At 38.2% G+C, this 25,120-nt stretch carries 18 protein-coding genes and 1 tRNA gene; 16 read left to right on the top strand and 3 right to left on the bottom strand.

Features of this window, described 5'->3' with window-relative positions; genetic code table 11:
- The first annotated feature begins 131 nt into the window (after positions 1 to 131).
- From ACZ1GR_RS07460 to ACZ1GR_RS07405, 12 genes are all read left to right on the top strand, one after another.
- On the top strand, positions 132 to 1,268 hold the full coding sequence (locus ACZ1GR_RS07460; RefSeq protein WP_472611526.1) for an efflux RND transporter periplasmic adaptor subunit: 1,137 nt from the start codon (positions 132 to 134) through the stop codon (positions 1,266 to 1,268).
- Positions 1,265 to 4,492, top strand: coding sequence for an efflux RND transporter permease subunit (locus ACZ1GR_RS07455; RefSeq protein ID WP_472611525.1), 3,228 nt, complete (start codon positions 1,265 to 1,267; stop codon positions 4,490 to 4,492). Before ACZ1GR_RS07460 ends, ACZ1GR_RS07455 begins: the two co-directional genes overlap by 4 nt.
- Before the next feature lie 10 nt (positions 4,493 to 4,502).
- Positions 4,503 to 5,825, top strand: a complete 1,323-nt coding sequence (locus tag ACZ1GR_RS07450; RefSeq protein ID WP_472611524.1) for a TolC family protein — start codon at positions 4,503 to 4,505, stop codon at positions 5,823 to 5,825.
- A gap of 1 nt (position 5,826) precedes the next feature.
- Positions 5,827 to 6,009, top strand: a complete 183-nt coding sequence (locus ACZ1GR_RS07445) for a CPXCG motif-containing cysteine-rich protein (protein ID WP_472611523.1) — start codon at positions 5,827 to 5,829, stop codon at positions 6,007 to 6,009.
- Positions 6,010 to 6,138: 129 nt separating this feature from the next.
- Complete coding sequence (locus ACZ1GR_RS07440; RefSeq protein ID WP_472611522.1) at positions 6,139 to 8,334, top strand: hypothetical protein; 2,196 nt, start codon at positions 6,139 to 6,141, stop codon at positions 8,332 to 8,334.
- Between the two features lie 54 nt (positions 8,335 to 8,388).
- Entirely contained in the window at positions 8,389 to 9,198 is an 810-nt protein-coding gene (gene budA, locus ACZ1GR_RS07435) for an acetolactate decarboxylase (RefSeq protein WP_472611521.1), read from the top strand.
- Positions 9,199 to 9,241: 43 nt separating this feature from the next.
- Entirely contained in the window at positions 9,242 to 10,531 is a 1,290-nt protein-coding gene (locus ACZ1GR_RS07430; protein ID WP_472611520.1) for an MFS transporter, read from the top strand.
- Between the two features lie 48 nt (positions 10,532 to 10,579).
- The gene (locus ACZ1GR_RS07425) at positions 10,580 to 11,743 is read left to right on the top strand and encodes a mandelate racemase/muconate lactonizing enzyme family protein (RefSeq protein WP_472611519.1); all 1,164 of its coding nucleotides are present in this window, start codon (positions 10,580 to 10,582) and stop codon (positions 11,741 to 11,743) included.
- A 4-nt stretch (positions 11,744 to 11,747) separates the two neighbouring features.
- The gene (locus ACZ1GR_RS07420) at positions 11,748 to 12,755 is read left to right on the top strand and encodes a PfkB family carbohydrate kinase (RefSeq protein ID WP_472611518.1); all 1,008 of its coding nucleotides are present in this window, start codon (positions 11,748 to 11,750) and stop codon (positions 12,753 to 12,755) included.
- Positions 12,752 to 13,381, top strand: a complete 630-nt coding sequence (locus ACZ1GR_RS07415) for a bifunctional 4-hydroxy-2-oxoglutarate aldolase/2-dehydro-3-deoxy-phosphogluconate aldolase (protein ID WP_472611517.1) — start codon at positions 12,752 to 12,754, stop codon at positions 13,379 to 13,381. The genes ACZ1GR_RS07420 and ACZ1GR_RS07415 overlap by 4 nt, the downstream gene beginning before the upstream one ends.
- Entirely contained in the window at positions 13,378 to 14,538 is a 1,161-nt protein-coding gene (dgoD, locus tag ACZ1GR_RS07410; RefSeq protein WP_472611516.1) for a galactonate dehydratase, read from the top strand. The genes ACZ1GR_RS07415 and dgoD overlap by 4 nt, the downstream gene beginning before the upstream one ends.
- A 17-nt stretch (positions 14,539 to 14,555) precedes the next feature.
- The gene (locus tag ACZ1GR_RS07405) at positions 14,556 to 15,653 is read left to right on the top strand and encodes an SMP-30/gluconolactonase/LRE family protein (protein ID WP_472611515.1); all 1,098 of its coding nucleotides are present in this window, start codon (positions 14,556 to 14,558) and stop codon (positions 15,651 to 15,653) included.
- A 65-nt stretch (positions 15,654 to 15,718) separates the two neighbouring features.
- Here the strand turns inward: ACZ1GR_RS07405 and ACZ1GR_RS07400 are convergent.
- A tRNA-Met gene (locus ACZ1GR_RS07400) sits at positions 15,719 to 15,791 on the bottom strand.
- A 297-nt stretch (positions 15,792 to 16,088) separates the two neighbouring features.
- On the opposite strand from ACZ1GR_RS07400, the gene ACZ1GR_RS07395 reads away from it, so the two are divergent.
- Together ACZ1GR_RS07395 and era are read left to right on the top strand one after the other, a co-directional pair.
- Positions 16,089 to 17,459, top strand: coding sequence for an alanine/glycine:cation symporter family protein (locus ACZ1GR_RS07395; protein ID WP_472611514.1), 1,371 nt, complete (start codon positions 16,089 to 16,091; stop codon positions 17,457 to 17,459).
- Positions 17,440 to 18,327: a GTPase Era gene (gene era / locus ACZ1GR_RS07390; RefSeq protein ID WP_472611513.1), complete on the top strand. Its 888-nt coding sequence runs from the start codon at positions 17,440 to 17,442 to the stop codon at positions 18,325 to 18,327. The genes ACZ1GR_RS07395 and era overlap by 20 nt, the downstream gene beginning before the upstream one ends.
- A 55-nt stretch (positions 18,328 to 18,382) precedes the next feature.
- Here the strand turns inward: era and ACZ1GR_RS07385 are convergent, their stop codons facing one another.
- On the bottom strand, positions 18,383 to 18,919 hold the full coding sequence (locus ACZ1GR_RS07385; protein ID WP_472611512.1) for a lipid-binding SYLF domain-containing protein: 537 nt from the start codon (positions 18,917 to 18,919) through the stop codon (positions 18,383 to 18,385).
- A gap of 182 nt (positions 18,920 to 19,101) precedes the next feature.
- Between ACZ1GR_RS07385 and der the strand changes: the two genes are divergently transcribed.
- Both der and ACZ1GR_RS07375 read left to right on the top strand, forming a co-directional pair.
- Positions 19,102 to 20,403, top strand: coding sequence for a ribosome biogenesis GTPase Der (gene der, locus ACZ1GR_RS07380; protein WP_472611511.1), 1,302 nt, complete (start codon positions 19,102 to 19,104; stop codon positions 20,401 to 20,403).
- A 46-nt stretch (positions 20,404 to 20,449) separates the two neighbouring features.
- Positions 20,450 to 22,759 (top strand): hypothetical protein, encoded by a 2,310-nt coding sequence (locus ACZ1GR_RS07375; protein WP_472611510.1) that lies wholly within the window; start codon positions 20,450 to 20,452, stop codon positions 22,757 to 22,759.
- Here the strand turns inward: ACZ1GR_RS07375 and pbpC are convergent.
- Entirely contained in the window at positions 22,756 to 25,116 is a 2,361-nt protein-coding gene (gene pbpC, locus ACZ1GR_RS07370; protein ID WP_472611509.1) for a penicillin-binding protein 1C, read from the bottom strand. The two genes, ACZ1GR_RS07375 and pbpC, sit on opposite strands and share 4 nt — an antisense overlap.
- Positions 25,117 to 25,120: the final 4 nt, after the last annotated feature.

Raw genomic sequence — 25,120 nt, 5'->3', positions numbered from 1 at the left:
GTTCGGGGATGCAGTGGTGCATCCCCTTTTTTTGTTTTGTAGTTTGTGCAAAACCTTAAACATTTATGAAATCTTTAACCAATAAGCTAGTATCTTGACACTAGTTTTGCAAACACTAATCAACTGCTTTAATGCGAAAAATTCTTATCTCTGTCTTGGCAGGAATCCTGATTATCGGGGGATCTATTTTTGCCGCTAAATACATCATTAACAGTAAGGAAAACAGAAGGCCAAGACCTAAGAAGGTTATAAAAACGGTATTTGTCGACACTGTCGAAAATGGTATGGTACCAATAGTGGTATCCGCAAATGGCAATCTAGTCGCCAAAAACAGGGTAGAGCTCTATGCTGAGGTTCAGGGCGTATTTAAAACTGGTAGCAAGCTCTTTAAACCAGGTCAAGAATACAAACAAGGACAAACCCTGATTCGAATAGATGCTTCGGAGTACTATGCAAGTGTTCAATCGGCAAAAAGCAATCTGTACAATTTGGTAACTTCAATTATGCCAGATCTACAACTTGATTATCCAGAGTATTTTCCAAAGTGGCAGAAGTATTTAGCTAATTTTGATTTAGAAAGAACCACACCGAAACTTCCAGAAATAAGTTCAGATAAAGAAAAATATTTTATTACAGGTCGCGGCATCTTTAGCAGTTACTATAATGTTAAAAATCTGGAGCAGCGACTTTCTAAATATAGTATTTCAGCTCCTTTTTCGGGCATCCTCACCGAGGCCTTGGTAACCGAAGGAACATTGGTAAGGGCAGGGCAAAAACTTGGGGAATTTATCAAAACAGGTGCCTACGAACTTGAGGTTGCGGTAAGTAAGACCTATGCTGATTTTTTAAAGGTCGGTGCAGAGGTTAAATTGGCCAACCTTAACAACACCCAATCATATACCGGAAAGGTCGTAAGACTGAACGGTAGGGTAGATCAGGCGTCACAGACGATAACCGCTTTTATCGAAGTAAATGGTGAGAATTTAAAAGCAGGGCAATATTTAGAGGCAAGACTCAATGCCAAAAGCGAGAAAGAAGCTATAGAGATCGACCGTTCACTCTTGGTCGATAATAGCAAAGTTTATGTAGTTAGAGATTCTATATTAGATTTAATAGACGTTTCCCCTGTTTACTTCACTGACAAAAAAGTGGTCTTAAAAGATGTGCCAAACGGTGAAATGATAATTTCTAAGCCAGTAGTTGGTGCCTATGCGGGAATGCTAGTGAAAGTCTATGGTGCGGAGACCGCTGAAAAAACCGAGAAATGAGAAAGATAATAGAATACTTTATCAAGTATCATGTTGCCGTTAATGTCATCATCATTGCCTTCTTTATATTTGGGATTGTCGGTGCATATTCTTTAAAATCCTCATTTTTTCCACTTACTGAGTCCCAAAATGTTTTAATAAGTATTACCTATCCCGGTGCTTCGCCCCAAGAAATCGAAGAGGGCATCGTGCTCAAGATTGAAGACAATTTAAAAGGACTTCAAGGTGTTGACAGGGTTACATCTACTTCAAGAGAGAATTCTGGTTCCATCAATGTAGAGATTGAAAAAGGACAGGATATCGATTTCATGTTGTTAGAGGTTAAAAACGCTGTCGATAGGGTACCAACTTTCCCTACAGGTATGGAACCCTTGGTAGTTTCTAAGCTAGAAGCGGTGAGGCAGACGATCAGTTTTGCTATAAGTGGCGATGCCATTTCTCTGGCTACCTTAAAACAAATCGGTAGACAGGTAGAAAATGATCTACGCGCTTTGGATGGTATCTCTCAAATTGCCATTTCTGGATATCCTGAAGAAGAAATAGAAATTGCCGTCAATGAAAATGACCTACTTGCTTTTAACCTATCCTTTAGTGATGTAGCTCAGGCCGTAACAAATGCGAATATTTTGGTAACTGGGGGTAATATCAAAACAAATGCTGAAGAATACTTGATTAGAGCCAATAATCGCTCATATTATGGTGATGAACTTTCTAATATTGTAGTAAGAGGCGATGCTTCAGGGCGTTCCATCAGATTAAAAGATGTTGCTGAAATACGTGACCGGTTTTCTGAAACACCAAATACATCTTACTTCAATGGAGATTTAGCGGTAAATATTTCAATAACCAGCACCAATACGGAAGATTTGATCGGTGCGGCCGAGAAGGTAAAAGAATATGTAAAAGATTTTAACCAAAAATATAATAATGTAAGGTTAAGCATTGTAGATGATCGGTCTATAACACTAACGCAGCGAACGGAATTACTGGCGGAAAATGCCATTGTGGGAATGATATTGGTCCTCATATTTCTATCCCTATTCCTAAATACAAGATTAGCATTTTGGGTGGCTTTTGGGCTTCCCGTAGCTTTTTTAGGGATGTTTGTTTTTGCTGGGTACTTTGATGTTACGATTAACGTGTTATCGTTATTTGGGATGATTATTGTAATAGGTATCTTGGTAGATGATGGTATTGTAATAGCAGAAAATATCTACCAACATTACGAAAAAGGTAAAAGTCCGATACAGGCTGCCGTAGATGGAACAATGGAGGTTATTCCGCCAATAGTTTCTGCAATTATCACCACGATTCTGGCATTTTCTATTTTCCTTTTTCTTGATGGTCGAATAGGTAACTTTTTTGGTGAGGTTTCTGTTATAGTAATTCTTACACTGGTGGTGTCTTTGATCGAGGCGCTTATCATTTTGCCTGCGCATTTGGCTCATTCCAAAGCACTAAAAAAACAGTCTGATGAACCTAAGAAGGGGATTGCAAAACTTTTTGCAAAACTTCGGATAATCAATAAAGCAGGAGACCGATTTATGGTCTGGATGCGCGATAAACTATATAGCCCTGCACTGCGATTTGCCATAAAATACAAGATACTGACCTTTGCCTTATTTCTAATGGCATTGATACTCACTTTTGGTTCGATAGGTGGCGGAATTATTAGAACCGCCTTTTTTCCTCGAATTGCGAGTGATCGAGTAGCCATTGAATTGTTGATGCCTAACGGAACCAACGAGAAAATTACGGATTCTATCATCAGCTTAATCGAAGAAAAAGCAGTTATCGTTAACCAAGAGCTGACAGAAAAATACTTAAAGGGTACTAATAAAATGCTCTTTGAGAATATGATTAAAAATGTAGGTCCTGGTGCATCAAGCGCAACGCTGACAATAAACTTATTACCAGGGGAAGAAAGACCGGATGCTATTAGGGCAGATTTGATTACGACTCGATTAGAAGAACTGGTGGGGCCTGTAATCGGCGTTGAAAGTCTAATTTATGGTTCGGGCGGTAATTTTGGTGGTTCGCCCGTGTCAGTTTCTTTGTTGGGCAACAACATTCAAGAGTTAAAGGCTGCCAAGGGCGAATTAAAATCCGCTTTACTCAATAACTCATTGCTCAAAGATGTAGCAGATAATGATCCGGCAGGTATAAAAGAAATACAATTAGAACTTAAAGAAAATGCCTATGCATTGGGTCTAGATCTCAGAATGGTGATGAGCCAAGTGCGGTCAGGATTCTTTGGTGTTCAGGCACAACGCTTTCAACGCGGACAAGATGAAATTCGGGTTTGGGTACGTTATGATAAAGAAAACAGATCTTCCATTACCGATTTGGATGAGATGCGTGTGGTTACCCCTGCGGGCTCTAGAGTACCCCTAAAAGAAATTGCAAATTATACAATTGCTCGAGGAGATGTGGCCATAAATCATTTGGCCGGGCAAAGAGAAATTCAAATCAATGCAGATTTAAAGAACGCCGAAACTACAAGTGCCCCTGATATCATGAGTTGGATCCAGAATGATATTATGCCAGAGATTCAGTCAAAATACCCTACGGTTACAGCATCTTATGAAGGGCAAAACAGAGAACGATTGAAACTGATGAACTCTTTGAATTTTGTTGGGTTATCAGTATTATTTCTAATCTATATCACTATAGCTTTCACCTTTAGAAGTTTCAGCCAGCCTTTACTTTTATTGCTTCTGGTGCCTTTTAGCCTTACTGCGGTATCTTGGGGGCATTGGATTCATGGTTTTCCGATAAACATTCTTTCGATGTTGGGTATTATTGCACTCATCGGTATTATGGTCAATGACGGATTGGTACTAATTGGCAAATTCAATGGCAACCTTAGAGAAGGTATGCGTTTTGATGATGCTATTTTTGAAGCCGGCCGCTCCAGATTTAGAGCGATTTTTCTAACCTCGATTACCACAATCGCCGGATTGGCACCGCTATTACTTGAGAAAAGTAGGCAGGCCCAATTCTTAAAACCTATGGCTATCTCCATTGCTTATGGAATTGGTTTCGCGACCATTTTAACTTTGTTATTATTACCGTTGTTTCTTTCGTTTAGTAACAGTGCAAAAGTTGGCGTAAAATGGTTGATTACGGGTAATAAAATCAGTAAAGAAGAAGTAGAACGCGCTATAAAGGAGCAGAAAGAAGAAGAACATATGGTGTTGACGGAAAAACCTCAAAATAATTAGAAGAAACGTGATGCGAACAACATACATTTTACTTCCGATATTTTTAATGGTTTTGATACTTCCATTACAAGGTCAAGAGGAAAAACTGACCAAAGAGGAGGCGGTAAAACTCACTTTAGAGAACAATTTTGGTATCGTTATTGCCAAAAACAATGTAAAGGTCGCCGAAAACAATAAAGGGGTATTGAATTCTGGTTTTTTACCTTCCCTAACTGCGAATAGTGGAGCTTCATATGACAATAACGATCAAGAGGCCACATTTCAAGATGGCTCGGTAAGGGCCATTGATGGTGCAGAAACAACCCGATACAATGCCTCCCTTAATCTTAACTATACCTTATTTGATGGTTTAGGTAGGTGGTACAATTACAAACGCCTTAAAGAAGAGTACAATTTAAGTGAGCTACAAGCCCGTGAAACTATCGAAACTACCATGTTGCAACTGTTTACCGTGTATTTTGAGGTAGCAAGAGTTACGGAAAATATAGGGGTTCTCAAAGACACTTACGAGAATACGGAAAATCGTTTAAAAAGAGCGGAGTACAGTTTTGAATATGGGCAGAATAACAAATTAGATGTTTTAAACGCCCAGGTCGATTTGGTAAATGATAGTATCAATTTGATGAACGAAAGACAGGCCTTAATGAATACCCAACGCGATTTGAACGTGTTGTTGAACAGAGATTTGAATGTTAACTTTAAGGTTGATACTACAATAACCTTTACAAATACGATTGTTTTAGAGGAGTTTTTAAATGAGGGTGAGTCAAATAATATTCGAATGTTACAGGCGGAAAAGAACATCATGATCAATGATTATAATTTAAAGGCCGGAAAATCGGTATTACTTCCTACCATAGGTCTTACGGGTTCTTATGGTTGGAACGAAGGTAATTTTCCCGCTACAAATTTCTTGGCCTCTAGTGCTTCAACAGGATTTTCTGCCGGAGTAAATTTATCATGGAATCTTTTTAATGGTGGAACAGGAATAACCCAAATCAAGAATGCGAAAATTTTACTGGATTCTCAAGAAACCTTGCAACAGCAGATAAAACAAGAGATACGTAGGGATATTGCGAATGCTAAAGGTAACTATGAAAATAGACTGCAGATTTATCGTTTGCAAGAACAGAATGTATCTACCGCTACGAATAATTTTGAACGTTCGAACGAGCGTTATAAACTTGGTCAGATCACTTCCGTAGAACTTCGCCAAGCACAGTTGAACCTATTAAATGCCAAGACTAGTAAAAACCTGGCAAAATATAACGCAAAACTCGCCGAACTGCAGCTATTACAGTTAACGGGGCAATTGTTGAATATAGCTTTGTAAGATGTTTGAGCACTTTTTTCAATGCCCATACTGTTGGGAAGAAATATCGATGCTTTTGGATACTTCCATTTCCAATCAAACCTATGTCGAAGATTGTGAGGTATGCTGCAACCCTATTGAAATTAATCCACAGTTTCAAGATAATGAACTGGTAGGTTTTGAGGCCAGGGACATTGAACAATAACTTTCCGGTTTTTATTGGCTCAGAGATTAATCATTTGTGTTAGTCTTTAGAACATGATGCTAAACCTTTGGCAGGTGCATTACCTAATTTTAACATTCATAGTAATTGGCACGCAAAGCCTTTGTTAAAATGGGTAATCAAATTGGTCTCGGTCTATTTTCGATAAAGAAAAAAACAATAGCGTTTGTTTTTCTTCTGTTAGGCATAAGCTTCTTTTTAAAGACCAACCTATACGCGAAAAATGGGGTCGATATAGATTTTGCTAAGCAACGGATAAATAGTGCGGTCGCAAACAATTCTGAAAAATTCACAGGTTATACTTTTCATTTTAAACTAGATTTTATAAATCTGGTTTCCCAGGCATTTAAAATTAGGGTCGATGGCAAACAAGTCAATATCTATGGAGGTGATGGTAAGGGCCTACTTTATGGTGGTTTAGAGGTTGCTGAACAAATAGAAATCTATAAAAGTATAACCGATAAAGAGTGTAAGCCCTTTCTTGAAAAAAGAGGTATCAAATTTAATATTCCACTAGATGCCCGCACACCAAGTTACGATGATTCCGGAGATGCTGCCCAGCGCAATATCTTAGAAATGTGGAGTTGGGAGTTTTGGGAGGAATTTATTGATGATATGGCCATCCACAGGTATAATACTTTATCGCTGTGGAACCCACATCCTTTTCCATCTATGATAAAACTGCCCGATTATCCTGATATCGCTTTAGATGATGTTAGGGTAACTACCCTAAAACCATTGGGTAGGGAAAATGAGTGGGGAGATCCTCAGTTGGTAACAACAAATGTGATGCAAAACCTTAAAACAGTCAAAAAAATAACTATTGATGAAAAGATTGCTTTTTGGAAAAAGGTAATGGCCCACGCAAAAAAGAGAGGTATTGATGTATACTGGATTACATGGAATATTTGCCCGAACAGTGTCGCAAATCCTGTTGAGCCCTATCATAAAACATTTGGCAGAAAGATTTGGGAAGAAAAACCAGGTAAGTACGGTATATCACACCAAATCAACAATAAGAAGACCATCGCTTATTACCGTGAAGCGGTCAAAACATTTTTGCTAACATATCCTGATGTAAAAGGAATAGGAGTAACTGCGGGGGAATACATGTCGCCCAGTTGGGAAGGATACAATAGGGAGCAATGGCTTTGGGAGACTTATGGTCTGGGCATAATAGATGCTAAAGCTATTCAGCCCAAAAGGGAAGTAACCTTTATTCATAGGGTGTGGTATTCCGATATGGACCAAATAATGAAATACTTCAAAAACTATCCAGATCCATTTGAAGTAAGTTTTAAATACGCTAAAGCTCGACTGTTTTCTATCACCAATCCTCCATTCGCAAATTCGCACCTAGAGACCATGAAATCTTATAATTTGAAGTCATGGTGGAACTTACGAAACGATGACATTTTTGTTTATCGTTGGGGAGACTCCGATTATGTGCGTGAATTTTTACGGCACCTTCCAAAAAAGGAAACAGCCGGTTATTATTATGGCTCCGACGGTTATGTATGGGGTAGGGAATTTATAAGTAAGAGCCAAGAACTTTCGGGTGAACTAGAAATAAAAAAACACTGGTACAATTTTATGCTGTGGGGGCGCTTGGGGTATGAGAATGATTTAAGCGATAACTTTTTTGAACTAAAAATAGAACAACATCATAAAGGTCTTACACCAAAAGCGTTAAAGTCTGTTTGGGAATCGGCGTCAAGAATTATTCCCAAGGTTAATAGTTTTCATTGGCGCGATTGGGATCATCTATGGTCTCCTGAAGCATGCCTTGCCAGACCGGTCGAGGGAGGCTTCAGACGGGTTACCGATTTTATGGATAATCCTACAGTTCCAGGTGGGGGTATGCTTAATCCAAATGATTATGTAAAGGCCAAAACGGAAGGTTTGAAAATCTCTGATAAGACCCCTTTAGATGTTTCCGAAGAATTAAGAGCATATGCAAAGGCGGCATTAATGGGTGGCGATAAGCTAGAGGGTACTGAAGGGCTATCTTCTGAAAATAAAACACTTTTAGATGATATAAAGGCTATGGGGCATTTGGGCAACTACTATGCAGATAAAATAGATGCAGCGGTAGCATTGGCCTTTTACATAAAAGAAGATAAGAAGTCATTTCATGAAGAAGCAATTTCGCTACTGGAAACTGCGGTGAAACATTGGAAAAAGTATGCTGAGGTTTCTAGCAAAAATTATAAACCCCAAATGTTGGCGCGCACTAATTTATTGGATTGGAATGCGCTCACCTTAGAAGTTGTAGAAGATCTAAATGAAGTAAAAGCAATGCGATAAGTACTCAGCCAATAGAATTTTAGAGGCATATTGTTTTAGAAAAGAAAGTAAAGAATGAGAAAAAACATCATAAAAATAGTCTTCGGTTGTTGTATTGTTCTGCTTTTTCTGCACTGCAAAAATGAGGGCGAGAAGGATAATTTCTCTAATTCTAATACAGAGAATGAAAAGTCTGATAAGTTTTATCATTATTCCATTTGGCATGCTTTTGTAAATAAGATTTTTGAAGGTGACATTACCGCGGCTGAAGTAAAGGCAAATGGAGACATTGGTTTGGGATCCTATAATTTATTGGATGGAGAACTCATAATGTTGGATGGAGAACTCTACCAGGCAAAAGAAGATGGCACTGTGGTTACCCCCAGTGACACCACAAAGGTGGTTTATGCCAATGCCACATTTTTTGATGTTGACGATTCTTTTGAATTAGAATCGGTCGCCGATTATGAAACTTTACGAAAACATATAAATCGCAAATTAGCTTCTAAGAATATGTTCTACGCTTTTAAAATTCATGGCGAGTTTAAAAGAATGAAATGCGGCGGTCTGCATAAACAGGCAAAACCATTTAATGACGGATTGGATATTTTGATTCCGAATAGACCAATTTTTGAAAGGGAAAATTTTTCAGGTACAATGGTGGGCTTCTTCTGTCCTGAATTTATAGGAGATATCAATGCATCAGGATATCATCTACATTTTATTTCTGACGATAAGGAATTCGCAGGTCATGTTATGGAGTTTGAGGCAAGAAACCTAAAAATCGAAATCGATGAGATTCATGAATATCAATTTGTGTTACCCCAAACAGAAGCATATAAGCAGGTAGGTTTCGAAAAAGAATTTCAATATAAAAAGCAATAAAAATTGAGCCATTAGCTCATAAAAAGAAAACTAAACCAACCAAATGCAAACCAAACCAACTACAAGAAAGCGGTATAATATTTTAGCAATGATTTTTTTTACCGTGGTAATTAATTATTTGGATAGAACCAATATGTCAGTGGCGGCCGCTGCCCTAAAAGAAGAATTAGGACTAAATGCGGTTCAGATGGGCTATATATTTTCGGCTTTTGGTTGGACATATTCTTTACTGCAAATTCCCGGCGGCATAGTCGCCGATAAGGTAAGGTCTAGAATTCTGTACCCCATTATCATGGCACTTTGGTCTATTGTAACCCTTCTTCAGGGGGTGGTCAATTCTTTTGCTTCATTAATAGGTTTAAGGGCAGGTATAGGTCTTTTTGAATCACCATCATACCCTATTAACAATCTGGTGGTTACAAGATGGTTTCCTGAAAATGAAAGGGCCTCTGCAATAGCCACATATACTTCAGGTCAGTTTTTAGGGCTGGCCGCATTGTTACCTATATTAACCTTCATACAAGATTCACTAGGGTGGAGGGGACTCTTTATAGTGTCTGGAGTTATTGGTATAGTTTGGGCGGGTGTTTGGTATATTTTTTATAGGGATCCACAGAATCATAAAACCATAGATCAATCAGAGCTTGACCATATTGAAGAAGGAGGAGGTATTGTTGGCAAGAAAGGTGAGTCTTCTACAAAACAAAACTTTGAATGGTCGGACCTGAAACAGGCATTTGTTTATAAGAAACTATGGGGTCTTTATATCGGTCAATTTTGTTTAGGAGGTACTACCGCATTCTTTTTAACGTGGTTTCCAACTTATTTGGTAGAGTACAGAGGGCTTGATTTTATTAAATCGGGGTTTTATGCCTCAATTCCTTATATAGCTGCCTTTTTTGGTGTTTTGTTGGCTGGTTTTACCTCAGATTATTTAATCAAAAAGGGGTATACCCCTGAGATAGCGCGAAAAGCCCCGATTATTACAGGCATGCTATTATCCATTACCATAATAGGTGCCAATTATACAGATGATACTTTCTTTATCATTCTGTTTTTGTCAATAGCATTCTTTGGTAATGGTTTGGCAAGTATCGCATGGGTATTTATATCACTTATTGCCCCAAAAAATAATATGGGGTTAATAGGTGGGGCTTTCAATTTCATTGGTGGTTTGGCCTATGTTATTGTTCCCGTGGTTATAGGCTATCTGGTTCAAGGTGGTGATTTTAGCCCTGCATTATTTTTTATTGGCGCTGTCGCTTTATTGGGCTTCTTTTCCTATACCCTTATAGTTGGTAAAGTAGAACGTATTGTTCCTAAAGAGAATTAAAAAAAATGATGCTATGGAGTTCGCCGGATTTAGAATAAAATATGGTCTATGAAAATTACTGATATAAAGTCTTATCCCATAAATATTAAAGGAGGTGGTGTGCAGTTGGTGGTAAAGGTCGAGACCAACTCGGGTATATATGGCTGGGGTTGTTCCGGGCTTTCGGGCAGGGAGATGGCGGTTGTTGGTCTTATAGAGCACTTTAAAGCCATTTTAATAGGAAAAGATCCAAAACAAATAGGTGCTATATGGCAAATTTTGTATCGAGGTCAGTATTTTGAAGGAGGCCGTGTTTTTACGGCGGCCATTTCAGCAATAGATATTGCTTTGTACGATATTAAGGGAAAAATATTTGAAGTACCCGTTTACGAATTATTGGGTGGCAAACAACGAGACTTTGTAGAGTGCTTTGCTTCGGTAAGATTTACTACAAAAGAAGAACTATTAGACTATTCTAAAATATGTATTAAGGAAGGATGGACGGTTTTACGTCTGGCTCCCGCAGAGTTCGAGTCACAAGAAGATAAAAGTAGGTTCGAACCCCGCGAATCTATCAATAAACTATCAAAATGGATAACCGAGCTGCGACATGAAGTAGGCCCAGATATCGTTATTGGCTTAGATTATCACACAAGGCTGAGCGCTGCAGAAACCTATTCCTTTATGAAGCGAATGCCGGCGGGAACCATTGATTTTTTAGAAGAACCTATTCGTGATGAAAACCCTGGAGCGTATAAAGCTTTGCGAAACATGATAGACGTGCCTTTTGCGATTGGGGAAGAATTTTCAAGCAAGTGGCAGTTTATGCCTTTTTTAGAGAATAACATTGCCCAATATGCCCGTATTGATGTTTGTAATGTAGGTGGTATAACAGAATCTATGAAAGTGGCTTCTATGGCAGAAACGCATTATGTTGAGCTTATGCCGCACAACCCTTTAGGGCCTATATGCACTGCTGCATCTATTCATGTGGCTGCAGCTTGTCCGAACTTTAGCTATTTGGAAGAAGTGAACACACCCGCCCAGTATATGGGAACAAATGCTCCTGATTTTTATCCGGTGCAACCCAAATTGGAAGGGCCGCGCTATAAAGTTCCGGATACCCCAGGACTTGGAGTTGATTTTAATGAAGAATTGGCAATAGCTCAAGATTTTAAATTGGTAGACATACCACGACTTTACAAAGATGATGGTTCATTAACTAACTGGTAATTCAATGGCTTTTGTAACTTTTGGTGAAATAATGCTCCGTTTAACCCCTGGTGATCATGCCACTAGAATAAACACGGCACAGAGTTTTGGAGTAAACTATGCTGGCTCAGAATCTAATGTGGCAAGTTCCCTTGCCATTTTAGGCAATGAGGTGCAGTTTGTGACCAAGCTGCCTTTGAATGCCCTTGGTGATGCTTGTTTAATGTCTTTGCAAGGTTTTGGTGTTAGAACAGAAGATATATTGAGAGGTGGAAAAAGAATAGGCGCTTATTTTATTGAAATCGGTTCATCAATAAGACCTTCTAGCGTGGTCTATGATAGAGCTGATTCTGCCATAAGCACCATAACATCCGATGAATTTGACTGGCAAAGTATTCTAAAGGGAAAACAATGGCTTTTTATTTCAGGCATTACTCCTGCTTTATCTAAAAATTGCGCCGAGGAAACCGTTAAAGCAGCCAGAATAGCTAAAGAAATAGGTGTAAAAGTCAGTTTTGATATGAATTTTAGGCGTACGCTTTGGAAGGATAAAAATGAAGCAAGAAATATTTTCGACTCTATTTTAGAACATACAGATTTACTTTTTGGAAATTCTGGGGTACTTCAAGATGTATATAATATGTCTTTTGAAGGTGAAAATGCTTATAGTAGAACGGAAAGAGCATTAGAAAAAGCCAAGGAAAAATTTGGCGTTAAAAATCTTGCGTTTACAGTTAGAGAACATAGTTCTGCCAGTGAGAATGGACTTTCTGGTATAAGTATGATAAATGGAAACCTAACCAAATCAACGGCCTACAAAGTAAATATTTTAGACCGCTTTGGAACAGGTGATGCCTTTGCTGCAGGGTTTTTGCATGGTTTGGGCAAGAAGTGGAGTTCACAGAAGTGTGTCGATTTTGCTACGGCCGCTTTTGCTTTAAAACATACTATTAAGGGAGACCAGCATACAAGTACCGAAAACGAAATACTTTCTATAATGGATGGTAACACATCAGGACACGTTTTAAGATGACAAGAAATGAGATAGTACAAATTATAAATAGCCAGAAACTGGTCGTTGTTATTCGATTGAATAAACAAGAATATATTCCTAGGGTGGTTGATGCCCTAATTACTGGGGGAATTAAGGTTTTAGAAATAACATCAAATACTCCTGGTTTTCTTGAAGAAATCGCTAAGGCCAGAACTAAATATCCAAATGTTTTGGTGGGTGCCGGAACGGTCATTAATTCAGAAATAGCAAATACAGCCATTACCGCAGGAGCTCAATTTTTAGTGACACCCAATACAAATACGAATGTTGTCGAAGTGGCCCATAAGAATAATGTCGCTGTATTAATGGGTGCACTGACCCCAACGGAAATTTGTCAGGCTATCGAGATTGGTGCCGATATCATAAAACTATTTCCTATTGCGAGTATGGGCGTGAAATATTTTAAAGCCGTAAAGGGACCATTGAGTGAAGTAAAATTTTTCGCCGTTGGCGGAATGACTCTTGATACCATTCCAGAATGGAAAGAGGCTGGTGTTGAAGGTTTCGGTCTCGGCGGAAACTTGGTAAAACCTATTCATAACCAATCAGATTTTGATAGCATTGTATTATTGGCAAAAGATGTGATAAAAACGATACACGAATGAGTGATGCATTAATAATTGAAAAAATAGACCTATTTAGGGTGCCTCCAAGATGGTTGTTCCTTAAAATAACTACTAAAGAGGGTATTATTGGTTGGGGAGAACCAGTAGTAGAAGGTAAGGCGGCTACAGTTGAGGCCTGTGTAAAAGAAATGGAGAAATATCTGATCGGTAAATCGGCTAAAAATATTGAAGACATTTGGCAGGTATTATACCGTGGTGGATTTTATCGAGGGGGCCCAGTGCTAATGAGCGCAATTTCGGGTATAGATCAAGCCCTTTGGGATATTAAAGGAAAAGCACTGGGCGTTCCGGTTCATGAACTTTTAGGCGGTGCTGTGAGGCATCAGATGAAAATGTACTGCTGGATCGGGGGCGATAACCCTGATGTTGTGCTAGAGCAAGCACATGAGAAGGTGAAGATGGGTTTTAAAGCGGTCAAAATGAATGCTACCGGAGGAATGGATTGGATTTCCTCCATGAAAGAGGTGAAAACGGTTTCTAATAACATAAAACTGCTCAGAGAAGAATTTGGATATGATTTAGACGTGGGGTTAGATTTTCATGGAAGAATTCACAAGGGTATGGTGAAACGTTTAATAGATGAACTAGCTCCCTTTGAGCCTTTGTTTATTGAAGAACCTGTATTAAGTGAAAATAATGAAGCGCTAGAGCATATTTACAATTATACGAGTATTCCCATAGCCACTGGCGAACGTATGTTTTCCCGTTGGGATTTTAAGCCCTTATTTGAACAAGGGACTGTAGATATTGTTCAGCCCGATTTAAGCCACGCCGGTGGAATTTCAGAAGTACGACGCATTGCTACTATGGCTGAAGCCTATGACGTAACCTTGGCACCGCATTGTCCTTTAGGGCCAATTTCATTGGCTTCTGCATTACATGTAGATTTTGTATCGGCAAATGCCATAATACAAGAGAACAGTATAGGTATCCATTACAATCAGGGCTTTGATTTGTTAGACTACGTTTTGAATCCCGAGGTTTTTGATATTGAAGATGGTCATGTCAAACTTTTTGATAAACCCGGTCTTGGGATAGTTGTAAATGAAGAAAAATTGATTGAAGGGGCTAAAATAGGCCATGATTGGAGCAATCCTATTTGGCGCGGTAAAGATGGAAATTTTAACGAATGGTAGATTATAGATTTAAAACAATGAAACAATTTTTAGGATTACTATTTTTTTGTTCAATACTTCTTTGCTCCTGTAAAGAAACTAAAAAACAAGAGGTCAAAACAGAAAATGATGAAGGCTATTCAATTACAGAATTAAAAACACAGAGAGCATTATGGGAGCCTAGATCGAGGGAAGAAATGGAGTCAATGTTTGGTGTAGAGATTTTTGATGATGAAGCATTAGGAATAATAAGCGCCGATACCAAAATTAATATTTTGGCTAGTGGTTTCACGTGGACGGAAGGTCCTCTATGGGTCAACGAAGGTGAATTTTTATTGTTTTCAGATATTCCTAACAATAAGGTCTATAAGTTGGATAAAGCTTTGGATACACTTACCTATCTGCACCCGTCAGGAATGTCGGGTGATGATTTTACGGGGGCAGAACCGGGATCTAACGGATTACTCTTAAATAACAAAGGAGAATTGATCTTAATGCAACACGGTAATAGGGCTGTGGGCAAAATGAAAGCACCTATAGAGCCCCCTAGAGCAGACTATGAGTTTTTAGCGGATAACTACAAGGGTCTAAGATTGAACAGCCCTAATGATGGTGCTTTTGATTCACAAGGAAACCTTTATTTTACAGATCCGCCTTATGGGCTACCTGGATTATTAGAGGACCCTAAAAAAGAGTTGGATTTTCAAGGGGTGTACTGCTTACTTGCAACCGGAGAGCTGATATTGTTGGATAAAGAACTGAAATACCCGAATGGCTTATGCCTTTCCCCTGATGGAAAAAAACTTATGGTCGCCGTTTCTAATATAGAGAAACCGGCGTATTATAGTTATGATATTGAATCACCTGGCAAAGTATCCAACAAAAAAACATTTTATACTGTGGGCCATATGTTGGCCAAAGAAGGTTACCAAGGTCTTCCGGATGGTATAAAGATTACAAAATCAGGTTATGTACTTGCAACTGGCCCACGGGGCTTATTGATTTTTAATATAGAAGGTAAATTGTTGGCAAGGGTATATACTGGTCAATTAACTGCAAATTGTGCTTTAAGAAGCGATGAGAAAAAGCTTTTTATGACTACCCACAATTACATTACGGCTATAGATCTTAAATAGATGTATTTATAGACCACATTATAAAGAAAAAAGCCTTTCATTTTTTAAAAGGCTTTTTTCTTTTGTAGCGGGGACTGGACTCGAACCAGCGACCTTCGGGTTATGAGCCCGACGAGCTACCTACTGCTCTACCCCGCGATGTATGTTTAAAAGTGCATCGCTACACTAAATCCCATTTTAAGTTCTCAGGTTGAGTAGGTGCCCTGTCCTGAGCGAAGTCGAAGAGTACTGCTCTACCCTAGATGAGATTTCTTTTCACTTGTTTTTAAAACTTCAGCTCATAACACCGACGAAAAGAACGCTACTATTTGTAACGGGCGTCAAATATACAACGCTTTTTTACTTAAATCAAAAAAGTAATGACTTTCCTTTTAAAATAGCTTCAATCTTTAACAATAGTTAAGAGTTTTCATTGAAATAAGTACCTTCGAAACCATGGAGCAACTCAATGACTTTTTAATCAAAGCGATTTCGGGAACGGAATGGCCCATGTTTATTTTGTTAATAGGCGGCGGGCTATTTCTCGTGGTTTATTCAAAATTCAAGCCTTATCGGTTTTTTAGGCATGCTATTGCCATTACTAGAGGAAAGTACGATGATGTAACTGCTAAGGGCGAAGTAAGTTCGTTACAGGCTTTGTCAGCTGCTGTTGCTGCCACTGTTGGTTTAGGAAATATTTCTGGTGTGGCAATCGCAATACATGACGGTGGACCTGGTGTAGTTTTCTGGATTTGGATGACGGCCATTATAGGTATGTGTATCAAGTTTTATTCCTGCAGTTTATCCATTATGTATCGGGGAGAAGATTCAGAAGGAAAGTTACAAGGCGGCCCCATGTTCTATATTACCAAAGGGCTCGGCGAAAAATATAGACCTTTGGCCATATTCTTTTGTGTAGCCGGTATCTTCGGTTTTTTAGGAGTGTTTACCGCGAACCAGTTTACAGAGACCTTTATGAGCGTTATTCAACCAGCCGAAACACTGTTTGAAATGAGTGACTACAATTGGAAACTGACAGTAGGTTTTGTTTTGGCAATCGCTACCTCATTTGTCATTTTTGGTGGACTTACAAAGATTGCGAAGGTTGCTACTACCATCGTGCCATTTATGGTAATGGTATACCTTATTGCCGTTATCGGTGTGATGATAATGAATGCTTCTCAGGTGTTACCATCATTAAGATTGATCATTGTGGAAGCTTGGAATTTTAAAACCGTTGTCACCGGGGGCTTTTGGGGTCTGGTCATTATAGGTGTTCGCAGGGCCATGTTTTCCAACGAAGCTGGTTTAGGTTCGGCCCCGATGTACCATGGGCAGTCTAAAAATGATGAGCCCATACGTGAAGGTTTAGTGGCTATGTTAGGTCCATTTATAGATACGATTCTCGTTTGTACGTTTACTGCAGTAGTTATCATATTGAGTGGGGCTTATCTTGAAGAGGGTAGTGGTATTGTAATGACCCTAAATGCATTTAATACCTCATTGGGCAGCTGGGGAGGTATTCTTTTAATGATAATAGTTGCCGCGTTTGCCATGTCTACTCTGTTCACCTATTCGTATTATGGGGTCAAATGCCTTTCTTTTTTAACCAATGCAAAAATTGGAAGATTCTACAATTGGTATTTTGTGATTATGATTGTTTTTGCGGCTGTCGCTTCTTTAGAGGTAGTTAAAAATTTAATCGATTTATCGTATGCCTTAATGGTAATTCCTAATATGATAGCAGTACTTTTATTGGCACCTAAAGTTAATAAGGCAGCTAAGGTGTATTTTGAAAAGATGAAGAATGAAAGAGCAAAAGCATAAATCAGGTTTTGTAAATATTATTGGTAACCCCAATGTGGGCAAGTCCACCTTGATGAATGCTTTTATAGGTGAGAAGTTGTCTATTATTACCTCAAAAGCACAGACAACACGCCATCGTATTTTAGGGATTGTAAATGGTGATGATTTTCAGGTAATTCTCTCTGATACTCCAGGAATCATAAAACCCGCCTATGAAATGCAAAATGCTATGATGGATTTTGTGAAATCGGCTTTTGAAGATGCTGATGTGCTTTTGTACATGGTAGAGATTGGCGAAAAGGCTTTAAAAGATGAGGCTTTCTTTAAGAAAATTGAAAATAGCCAAATTCCTGTTCTTTTATTATTGAATAAAATTGATACTACTGAACAAGAGGTTTTAGAAGAACAGATACAACATTGGCAACAAGTATTGCCAAAAGCAGAAATACATCCCATTTCGGCCTTGGAAAATTTTAACGTCAAAGAAGTTTTTAATAGAATTTTGGAATTATTGCCAGATGCACCGCCGTATTACCCAAAAGACCAACTGACGGATAAACCGGAGCGTTTCTTTGTAAACGAAACCATTCGCGAGAAAATCTTGATGCATTATAAAAAAGAAATTCCGTATTCGGTTGAGGTAGAAACGGAAGAATTTATAGAGGATGATGATATCATAAGAATCCGTTCAGTAATTATGGTTGAACGTGATACGCAAAAAGGCATCATCATAGGGCATAAGGGGAGTGCCCTAAAAAGGGTGGGGGTAGAATCACGAAGAGATTTAGAAAAATTCTTTGATAAGCAAGTGCATATAGAACTCTATGTAAAAGTGAATAAGAATTGGCGCAGTAATTCGAATCAACTGAAACGTTTTGGGTACCAATAAAAAGGGCCGGCAATACCGACCCTAAATAACTAACTAACTCAAAACTAACTTAAACTTATTGTGGAATAGGGTTGAACTTAAATTTTTGCCCTCCTACTGATGCGTCTGCCATTAAGCCTGCTTTGGGCAGTGCGAAAACGGCGACTCCATCTTTATATTTTGCATTGAACGCTATTCCTGATTTTACGGCAACTGCCGAAGCTTCGGCCCCGAATTGAAAATCACTTTGCTTAAAAGCATCCAAATCTGCTGCTGTTTCAAAAAAGATGACTTCTATAATAGCTTGTCCACCAGCTTGCAGTCCAATATTTAATTTTTTTAAATCTGCCATTCCGATAAGATTTCCATCTTCATAAACAACACCATTACCCGAAGCCCCACCAATAATAAATCCACCTTTGCCCACATTGGGGAAAATTACATAACCCGCAGAGTTTTCAAAGAAATTCTCCAGCCCGTTATCTTGTTTTAAAAGTGCTTGTTTGGCTTTCTTAGCGTCTGAAATAATCTTTTTTTGTTTGGCGTTTTGTCCGTAAGCAATTGACCCTAAAAGAAGGCTTAACACTAATGGAATAATTTTTATCGTTTTCATTTAGTTTATTTTTTATGAATTTACGTCTTAGAATGCTTGCTTAGTCGTTAAGGCCTTGTTATAAAAACTTAAAGTTTTGTTATAACTCAAATTTGACAATTATAAGGTCTCTTTATTTTTAATGTTCCAGAAGTACCTTGAGCTTTTTAGATTGTACTACCTTTGCCTATTAATTTATTGATATGGGCGCAATTGTAGCCATCGTAGGAAGACCGAATGTTGGAAAATCAACCTTTTTTAATCGACTGATTCAAAGAAGGGAAGCCATCGTGGATGCCGTAAGTGGTGTTACCCGTGACCGCCACTATGGAAAAAGTGATTGGAACGGAAGAGAGTTTTCACTTATCGATACAGGCGGTTATGTTGTTGGTAGCGATGATATTTTTGAAAAAGAAATTGACAAACAAGTAGAGCTTGCCATTGATGAGGCCGATGCCATCATATTTATGGTAGATGTAGAATCTGGCGTTACAGGAATGGACGAAGATGTGGCCAAATTACTCCGCAGAGTGGACAAGCCTGTTTTTCTGGCCATAAACAAGGTAGATAACGCCCAACGTGAGGCAGATGCTGTTGAGTTCTATTCTTTAGGATTAGGCGAATATTATACTTTGTCAAGCATTAATGGAAGCGGAACAGGGGAGCTTTTGGACGCATTGGTAAAAGTGTTGCCCGAAACCGTTGAAGACGATAGTGAATTACCTCGGTTCGCTGTTGTGGGCAGACCAAACGCAGGTAAATCTTCATTTATCAATGCCTTGATTGGCGAAGAAAGATATATCGTAACTGATATTGCAGGTACTACACGAGATAGTATAGATACGAAATACAACCGTTTCGGTTTTGAATTTAATTTGGTAGACACGGCAGGTATTCGTCGTAAAGCCAAAGTAAAGGAAGATTTAGAGTTTTATTCGGTTATGCGTTCCGTTAGGGCTATTGAACACGCCGATGTTTGTATTTTATTGTTGGATGCTACTAGAGGTTTTGATGGGCAAGTACAAAATATCTTTTGGTTGGCACAACGCAATAATAAAGGCATTGTTATTCTGGTGAATAAATGGGATTTGGTTGAGAAAGAAACCAATACGGTTCGCGATTTTGAGAAAAAAATAAGAGAAGCTATGGAACCTTTTGTTGATGTTCCTATTCTCTTTATTTCGGTATTGAACAAACAACGTATTTTTAAAGCCATAGAAACCGCTGTTGAGGTTTATAAAAATCGCTCTAAAAAAATAGTGACGCGTAAGTTGAACGATATTATGCTGCCCATTATTGAAAATAGACCACCACCAGCATATAAAGGAAAATTTGTTAAAATCAAGTTTTGCACGCAATTGCCAACACCTTATCCGCAGTTTGCATTTTTCTGTAATCTGCCTCAATATGTAAGAGAACCTTATAAACGATTTTTAGAAAATAAACTCCGTGAAAACTATGATTTCTCTGGGGTGCCGATAACAGTTTTTCTAAGGAAGAAGTAAAACTTATAACTTGTTTTTGTTGTAATTTTAAAACAAAACAAGTTTTATGAAGAAGATCCTTCTGTTTCTTTTTTTAACTCTCTGTGCATTACATTTTTGTCATTCACAAGTAAAAGATACGCTTGCAGACCCTCTTGAAAATATACATTTACATCTTAACAAAACTATTTTTATTGAAGGGGAGAGACTTTGGTTTAAGGCTTATGTTCAAAACCAAAAAACTCAATTACCTTCATTTAACACCAAAAACCTTCATGTAGCTATCTATGATGAAGATGGTAAGGAAATCAAACAGAAATTGCTGTATACTGAGAACGGAATGGCGAATGGTGATTTTGCCATAGACTCCACATTTACAGAAGAGAATTATAAGGTTCTTGCATGGACTAATTATCAGAGAAACTTTAAACAGCTCACACCTTTTCAACAACATATAAGAATAGTACAAGTAGCTACCCAGGTAGATGATGATATTGATGAAGAACTCAAAATTGAGGTCTATCCTGGAGGAGGACATTTAATAGAAGGTGCTTTTAACCAAATCGGTATTGTGCTTTCAAATAAAGAGGAGGAAAGGGTTTCTGTAAATAACTTAGAGCTTGTAGATGGCCTGGGTAATTTGGTTCGTTCCAATATTGCGACCAATTCGCTTGGATTAGGTAAGGCCGGTTTTATGGTTGAAGAAGGGAAGAAATATTTTTTGCAATGGGAAAATGCAACTAAAGGGTATTCAAAAAAGTTACTTCCGACGGCTAAACCTGATAGAATTGGGCTGAATATTGACAATAAAGGAAAGGATGATATTCTGGTAAAGCTGGTAGCCTCTAAAAGTACTTTTAAAGAGAAAGATGGCGAAAATTATTCCATCGCTTTTTATCAAGATGAATCTATTCTTTTTGAGGCTATTGAAATTATTGAAGAAGAATCTGTTATTGCCGTTCAAAGAAAATCTATGCCCTATGGTGTCAATACGGCTGTTCTTTTTGATGAGGAACTAAAACCGGTTTCTTATCGAATGTTCTTTAACCACCGAAAGGATAAAGAACGTCTAAAATCTGTAGCTATTGAATATTGCCTAAGCGATTTTGGTGATAGTATTCAAGTAGATATTATAGGTGGAAAAATTGATTTGGTGGATGCAAGTGTGAGTGTTTCTGTATTACCAAGTTCAACGAAAGCTTACGAGCCAGAAAATTCTATCGCATCTTCTTTTTTAGTGCGACCCTATTTAAATGGAACTTTAAAAGGCTTCTATTATTTTGATGATATAGATAGAAAAAAGCGTTTTGAGCTAGACAAAAGATTGTTAATTGAGGGATGGGGGAAATATGATTGGGATTCAAGAAAACTAGAGGAGTTGAAATTGAATTTTGCCTTGGAATCAGGAATTTCTTTGTCTGGAAAAGTATTAGATGCAGATTTAGCAGAAGAAAAACAAGTGTCCTTGGTTACAGATTTTTCTGGGGGGTACGCTTTTGAAGAATTAGCGAGTGATAAAAGCTTTAATAGTAAATTAAACTTATTTGCAGATGATTCTATAGGTATTTCATTAATTGGAAAAAAAGGAAAGCTAAGAAAACCAAAAGTCGAAATACAATTTCCTAAGCCAACTATTTTGTATTCAGAGATTAACAGGTGGTTAGAATTTGAAGAAGTTAGTGCTAAGGAGAAAGATGAAGAGCTTGTAGAAATTGACCAATTCTTGAGCCTTGGTAAAAGGACAATTGCTTTAGATGAGGTTGTAGTTACTGAGAAAGTAGCTCCCAAGAATAATAAGTTTCAGATTACAGCAGAAATAGAAGGAAGACTGATTTCAGATTTGGATATTAAACGAACTCCTGCAGTAGCCTCATATATAAGGAGGTTAGGTTTTTCCGTTTTAATAAGAGATGGAAAAGTAAGGGCGTTTTCAATGAGGCACCCATATCCTGAGGCGCCAATCATTATAGAAGGGATGTTAGCTTTACGCGGTGAGATTATTGGAATGCCTTTATCAAGTGTAAGAAACCTTACTTATAATAAAAGTGGGAATGGACCATTTATTTCAATTCAGCTAAATCGTAATTATGTCGCTCCAGAAAACCGAAATAAATTTATAAAGTTTGCTATAAAGAATGGCTACGTACGTCCGCAAACATATTTTACGGCAAATTACCCAGATTATACTACTTCGGTATTTAAAAATTTTGGTGCTTTAGACTGGCATGCCAATCTAAAAATAGGTTCAGAAATCCCAACTTCAATTATGATTCCTATTAAAGGGCAACGAACCATAAATTTATTTGTTGAAGGCATGAACAGTTATGGAGGTTTGTTTATGCAAAATGAAACTATAACGACCACTGAAGATTACTAATTTTCAGAAGCCATTTGAAGTTCTAAAGCCTGCTGAATTCTGTTGCCATTTTCATCAACCGCGGTTAAAAGATATTCGCCTGGTTTTGTAGTATAAATTAATTCATGAATGTTAGATGTAGAGCCGATATAGGTTTCATCTAAATACCAATGAACAGCAGTTTCTGGCCTTTGATGGGCCAATTTAAAAATAACTTCTGAAGATAAATTTCCTAAATCTCTAGGCAGCAAAACAGTTTCATTTTTTTTGGGATAAACAAATTCCATTAGGCTATTTTCTAGAGTAGAACAACCCTGTAAATAAGGAGGTAAACTTTTGTAAGTCGTGTTAGAAGAAGTATAATAGTATTCGATGCCGGTTGGCAAACTGAACCAATTTTTATAGACCATATTTTCTAAAGGATAACAAGAGGAATTTACCCTAAAGCGCTCAGATTTATCTAAAACTATCTGTTGGTGATATGGACACTGCTGCGTTTTTGAACCATTGATAGGCTGAAGTTTTTGTTCCGTTTCATCGCAAAATGAAGAAGCCAAGTAGCCACTTTTTTTACAGGTTTTTAAAGCTACCAAATCATCAAAGGGTTTTTGAAAAGAACCGCTTTTAGGTAGCGCATCCAGCATGTCGAATAATATGGGGGCGGCAGCGGTAATTCCCGTTAGGCCGGGTCGACCTTCGCCATCGGCATTACCGGCCCAAATACCGATAGCATATTTAGGAGTTACCCCCACTGCCCATGCATCTTTAAATCCAAAACTTGTTCCCGTTTTCCAAGCGATAGGTTGAGATTCGTTAAAAAACTGCCAGTTTTCACCACCTTCGGGGCGGTTAACTTCCTGTAGCGCTTTCGTCATATGGTAAATAGCGCCGGCATTAAAAACAGGGGCTTCAAATTGTTCTTTTCCAAAGGCTGGTTTATATCCCTTGATATAACTTGGTTCTACAAATTCATTTGAACGGTACGTACTGGAATTTTCCACAAAATAATTTAAAACCGAGGCACTTGACGCGTACGTTTTAGTGAGGTCCCAAAGTGAACTCTCCGCGCCTCCTAATATTAAAGCAAGGCCATAATGATTGGCAGATTTGTCGATGGATCTTAAATTGGCTTTTTGTAGTTTGTTATAGAATTTTTGAAGTCCGTAAGACCTTAATAAACGAACTGCAGGAACATTTAGAGAGCGCGATAAAGCCCTACTTGCGGGAACAACACCCGAATATTTTTTGTTGAAATTTTTCGGGTTGTAGCCGTTAATTATTGTTGGAATGTCCTTTACCAATGCATCTGGCAATAGCTGCCCCTCGTGCAGTAAAGAAGCAAAAAGAAAAGGTTTCAATGTGCTTCCGGTGCTCCGATTTTTGGTAATGATGTCCACGTAGTTGCCATGTGATTCGTCCGTTGGGGCGTTGCCCACATAAGTCAACACCTGCCGTGTTTCTACATCTAGAACTAAAATGGCAAGATTATGTATTTCATTGCTTTTTAATCGATTATGATGAATAGTGGCAATACTATTCGCTCGTAGTTGCAATGTTCTATTTATAGATGTTATAATGCGTTCTCCGGGATGTTCTTTTTTTATACGTTCGGTCAGATGCGGGGTATGGTTTGGAAGTTTAAGAGGTTTTTTAGGCAAGGGTTCTAAAAGAGCTAATTCGTGCGATGTCCGATCCAATATACCATTTACCAATAATTTATCTAGCAATCGATTACGCTTTTTTAATAACAGACCTTCATTACGTCCGGGAAATATAAGTGAAGGGGCATTAGGCAATACTGCCAGGGTTGCGGCTTGTCCCCAGCTTAGTTCATGTGCCGGAATGCCAAAGTACCGCCAAGAAGCGGTTTCCAGACCGACTACATTACCACCATAGGGTGTATGGGTTGCATATAGCTTTAAGATTTCATCTTTAGAATACTTGAATTCAAGTCGCGTAGCCATAAAAATTTCAATGGCCTTTTCTAAATAAGTCCGATTTTTATTCTTTCTGCTTAAACGAATTACCTGCTGGGTAATGGTGCTTCCACCACGTCGTGTTTTTTTACTGACATTATGTTTAACAGCGTTAAATATTGAAATTGGATTGAAGCCCGGATGTTCGTAAAAGTATTCATCTTCAAAAAGCAAAATACTTTGCTTAAATCGTTCTGGGACTGAATCCATTTTAGGGAAGCGCCATTGGCCATCATCGGCAATACGAGCTCCAAGCAAAACATTATCCGAACTAGTGACTACCGTTGAGGTAGGTGCTGTAAATAGCTTTTTAGGTAGGCAAAAAAGCCAAACCAGAAATACAACAGCAAAAACTGAAAATTTTATGCGATGTTTTTTATAGATTTTAATCAATAGCATCATACAA

The sequence above is a fragment of the Croceitalea sp. W27 genome (assembly GCF_055693185.1).
This window is presented reverse-complemented; position numbering and strand designations above follow the sequence as displayed.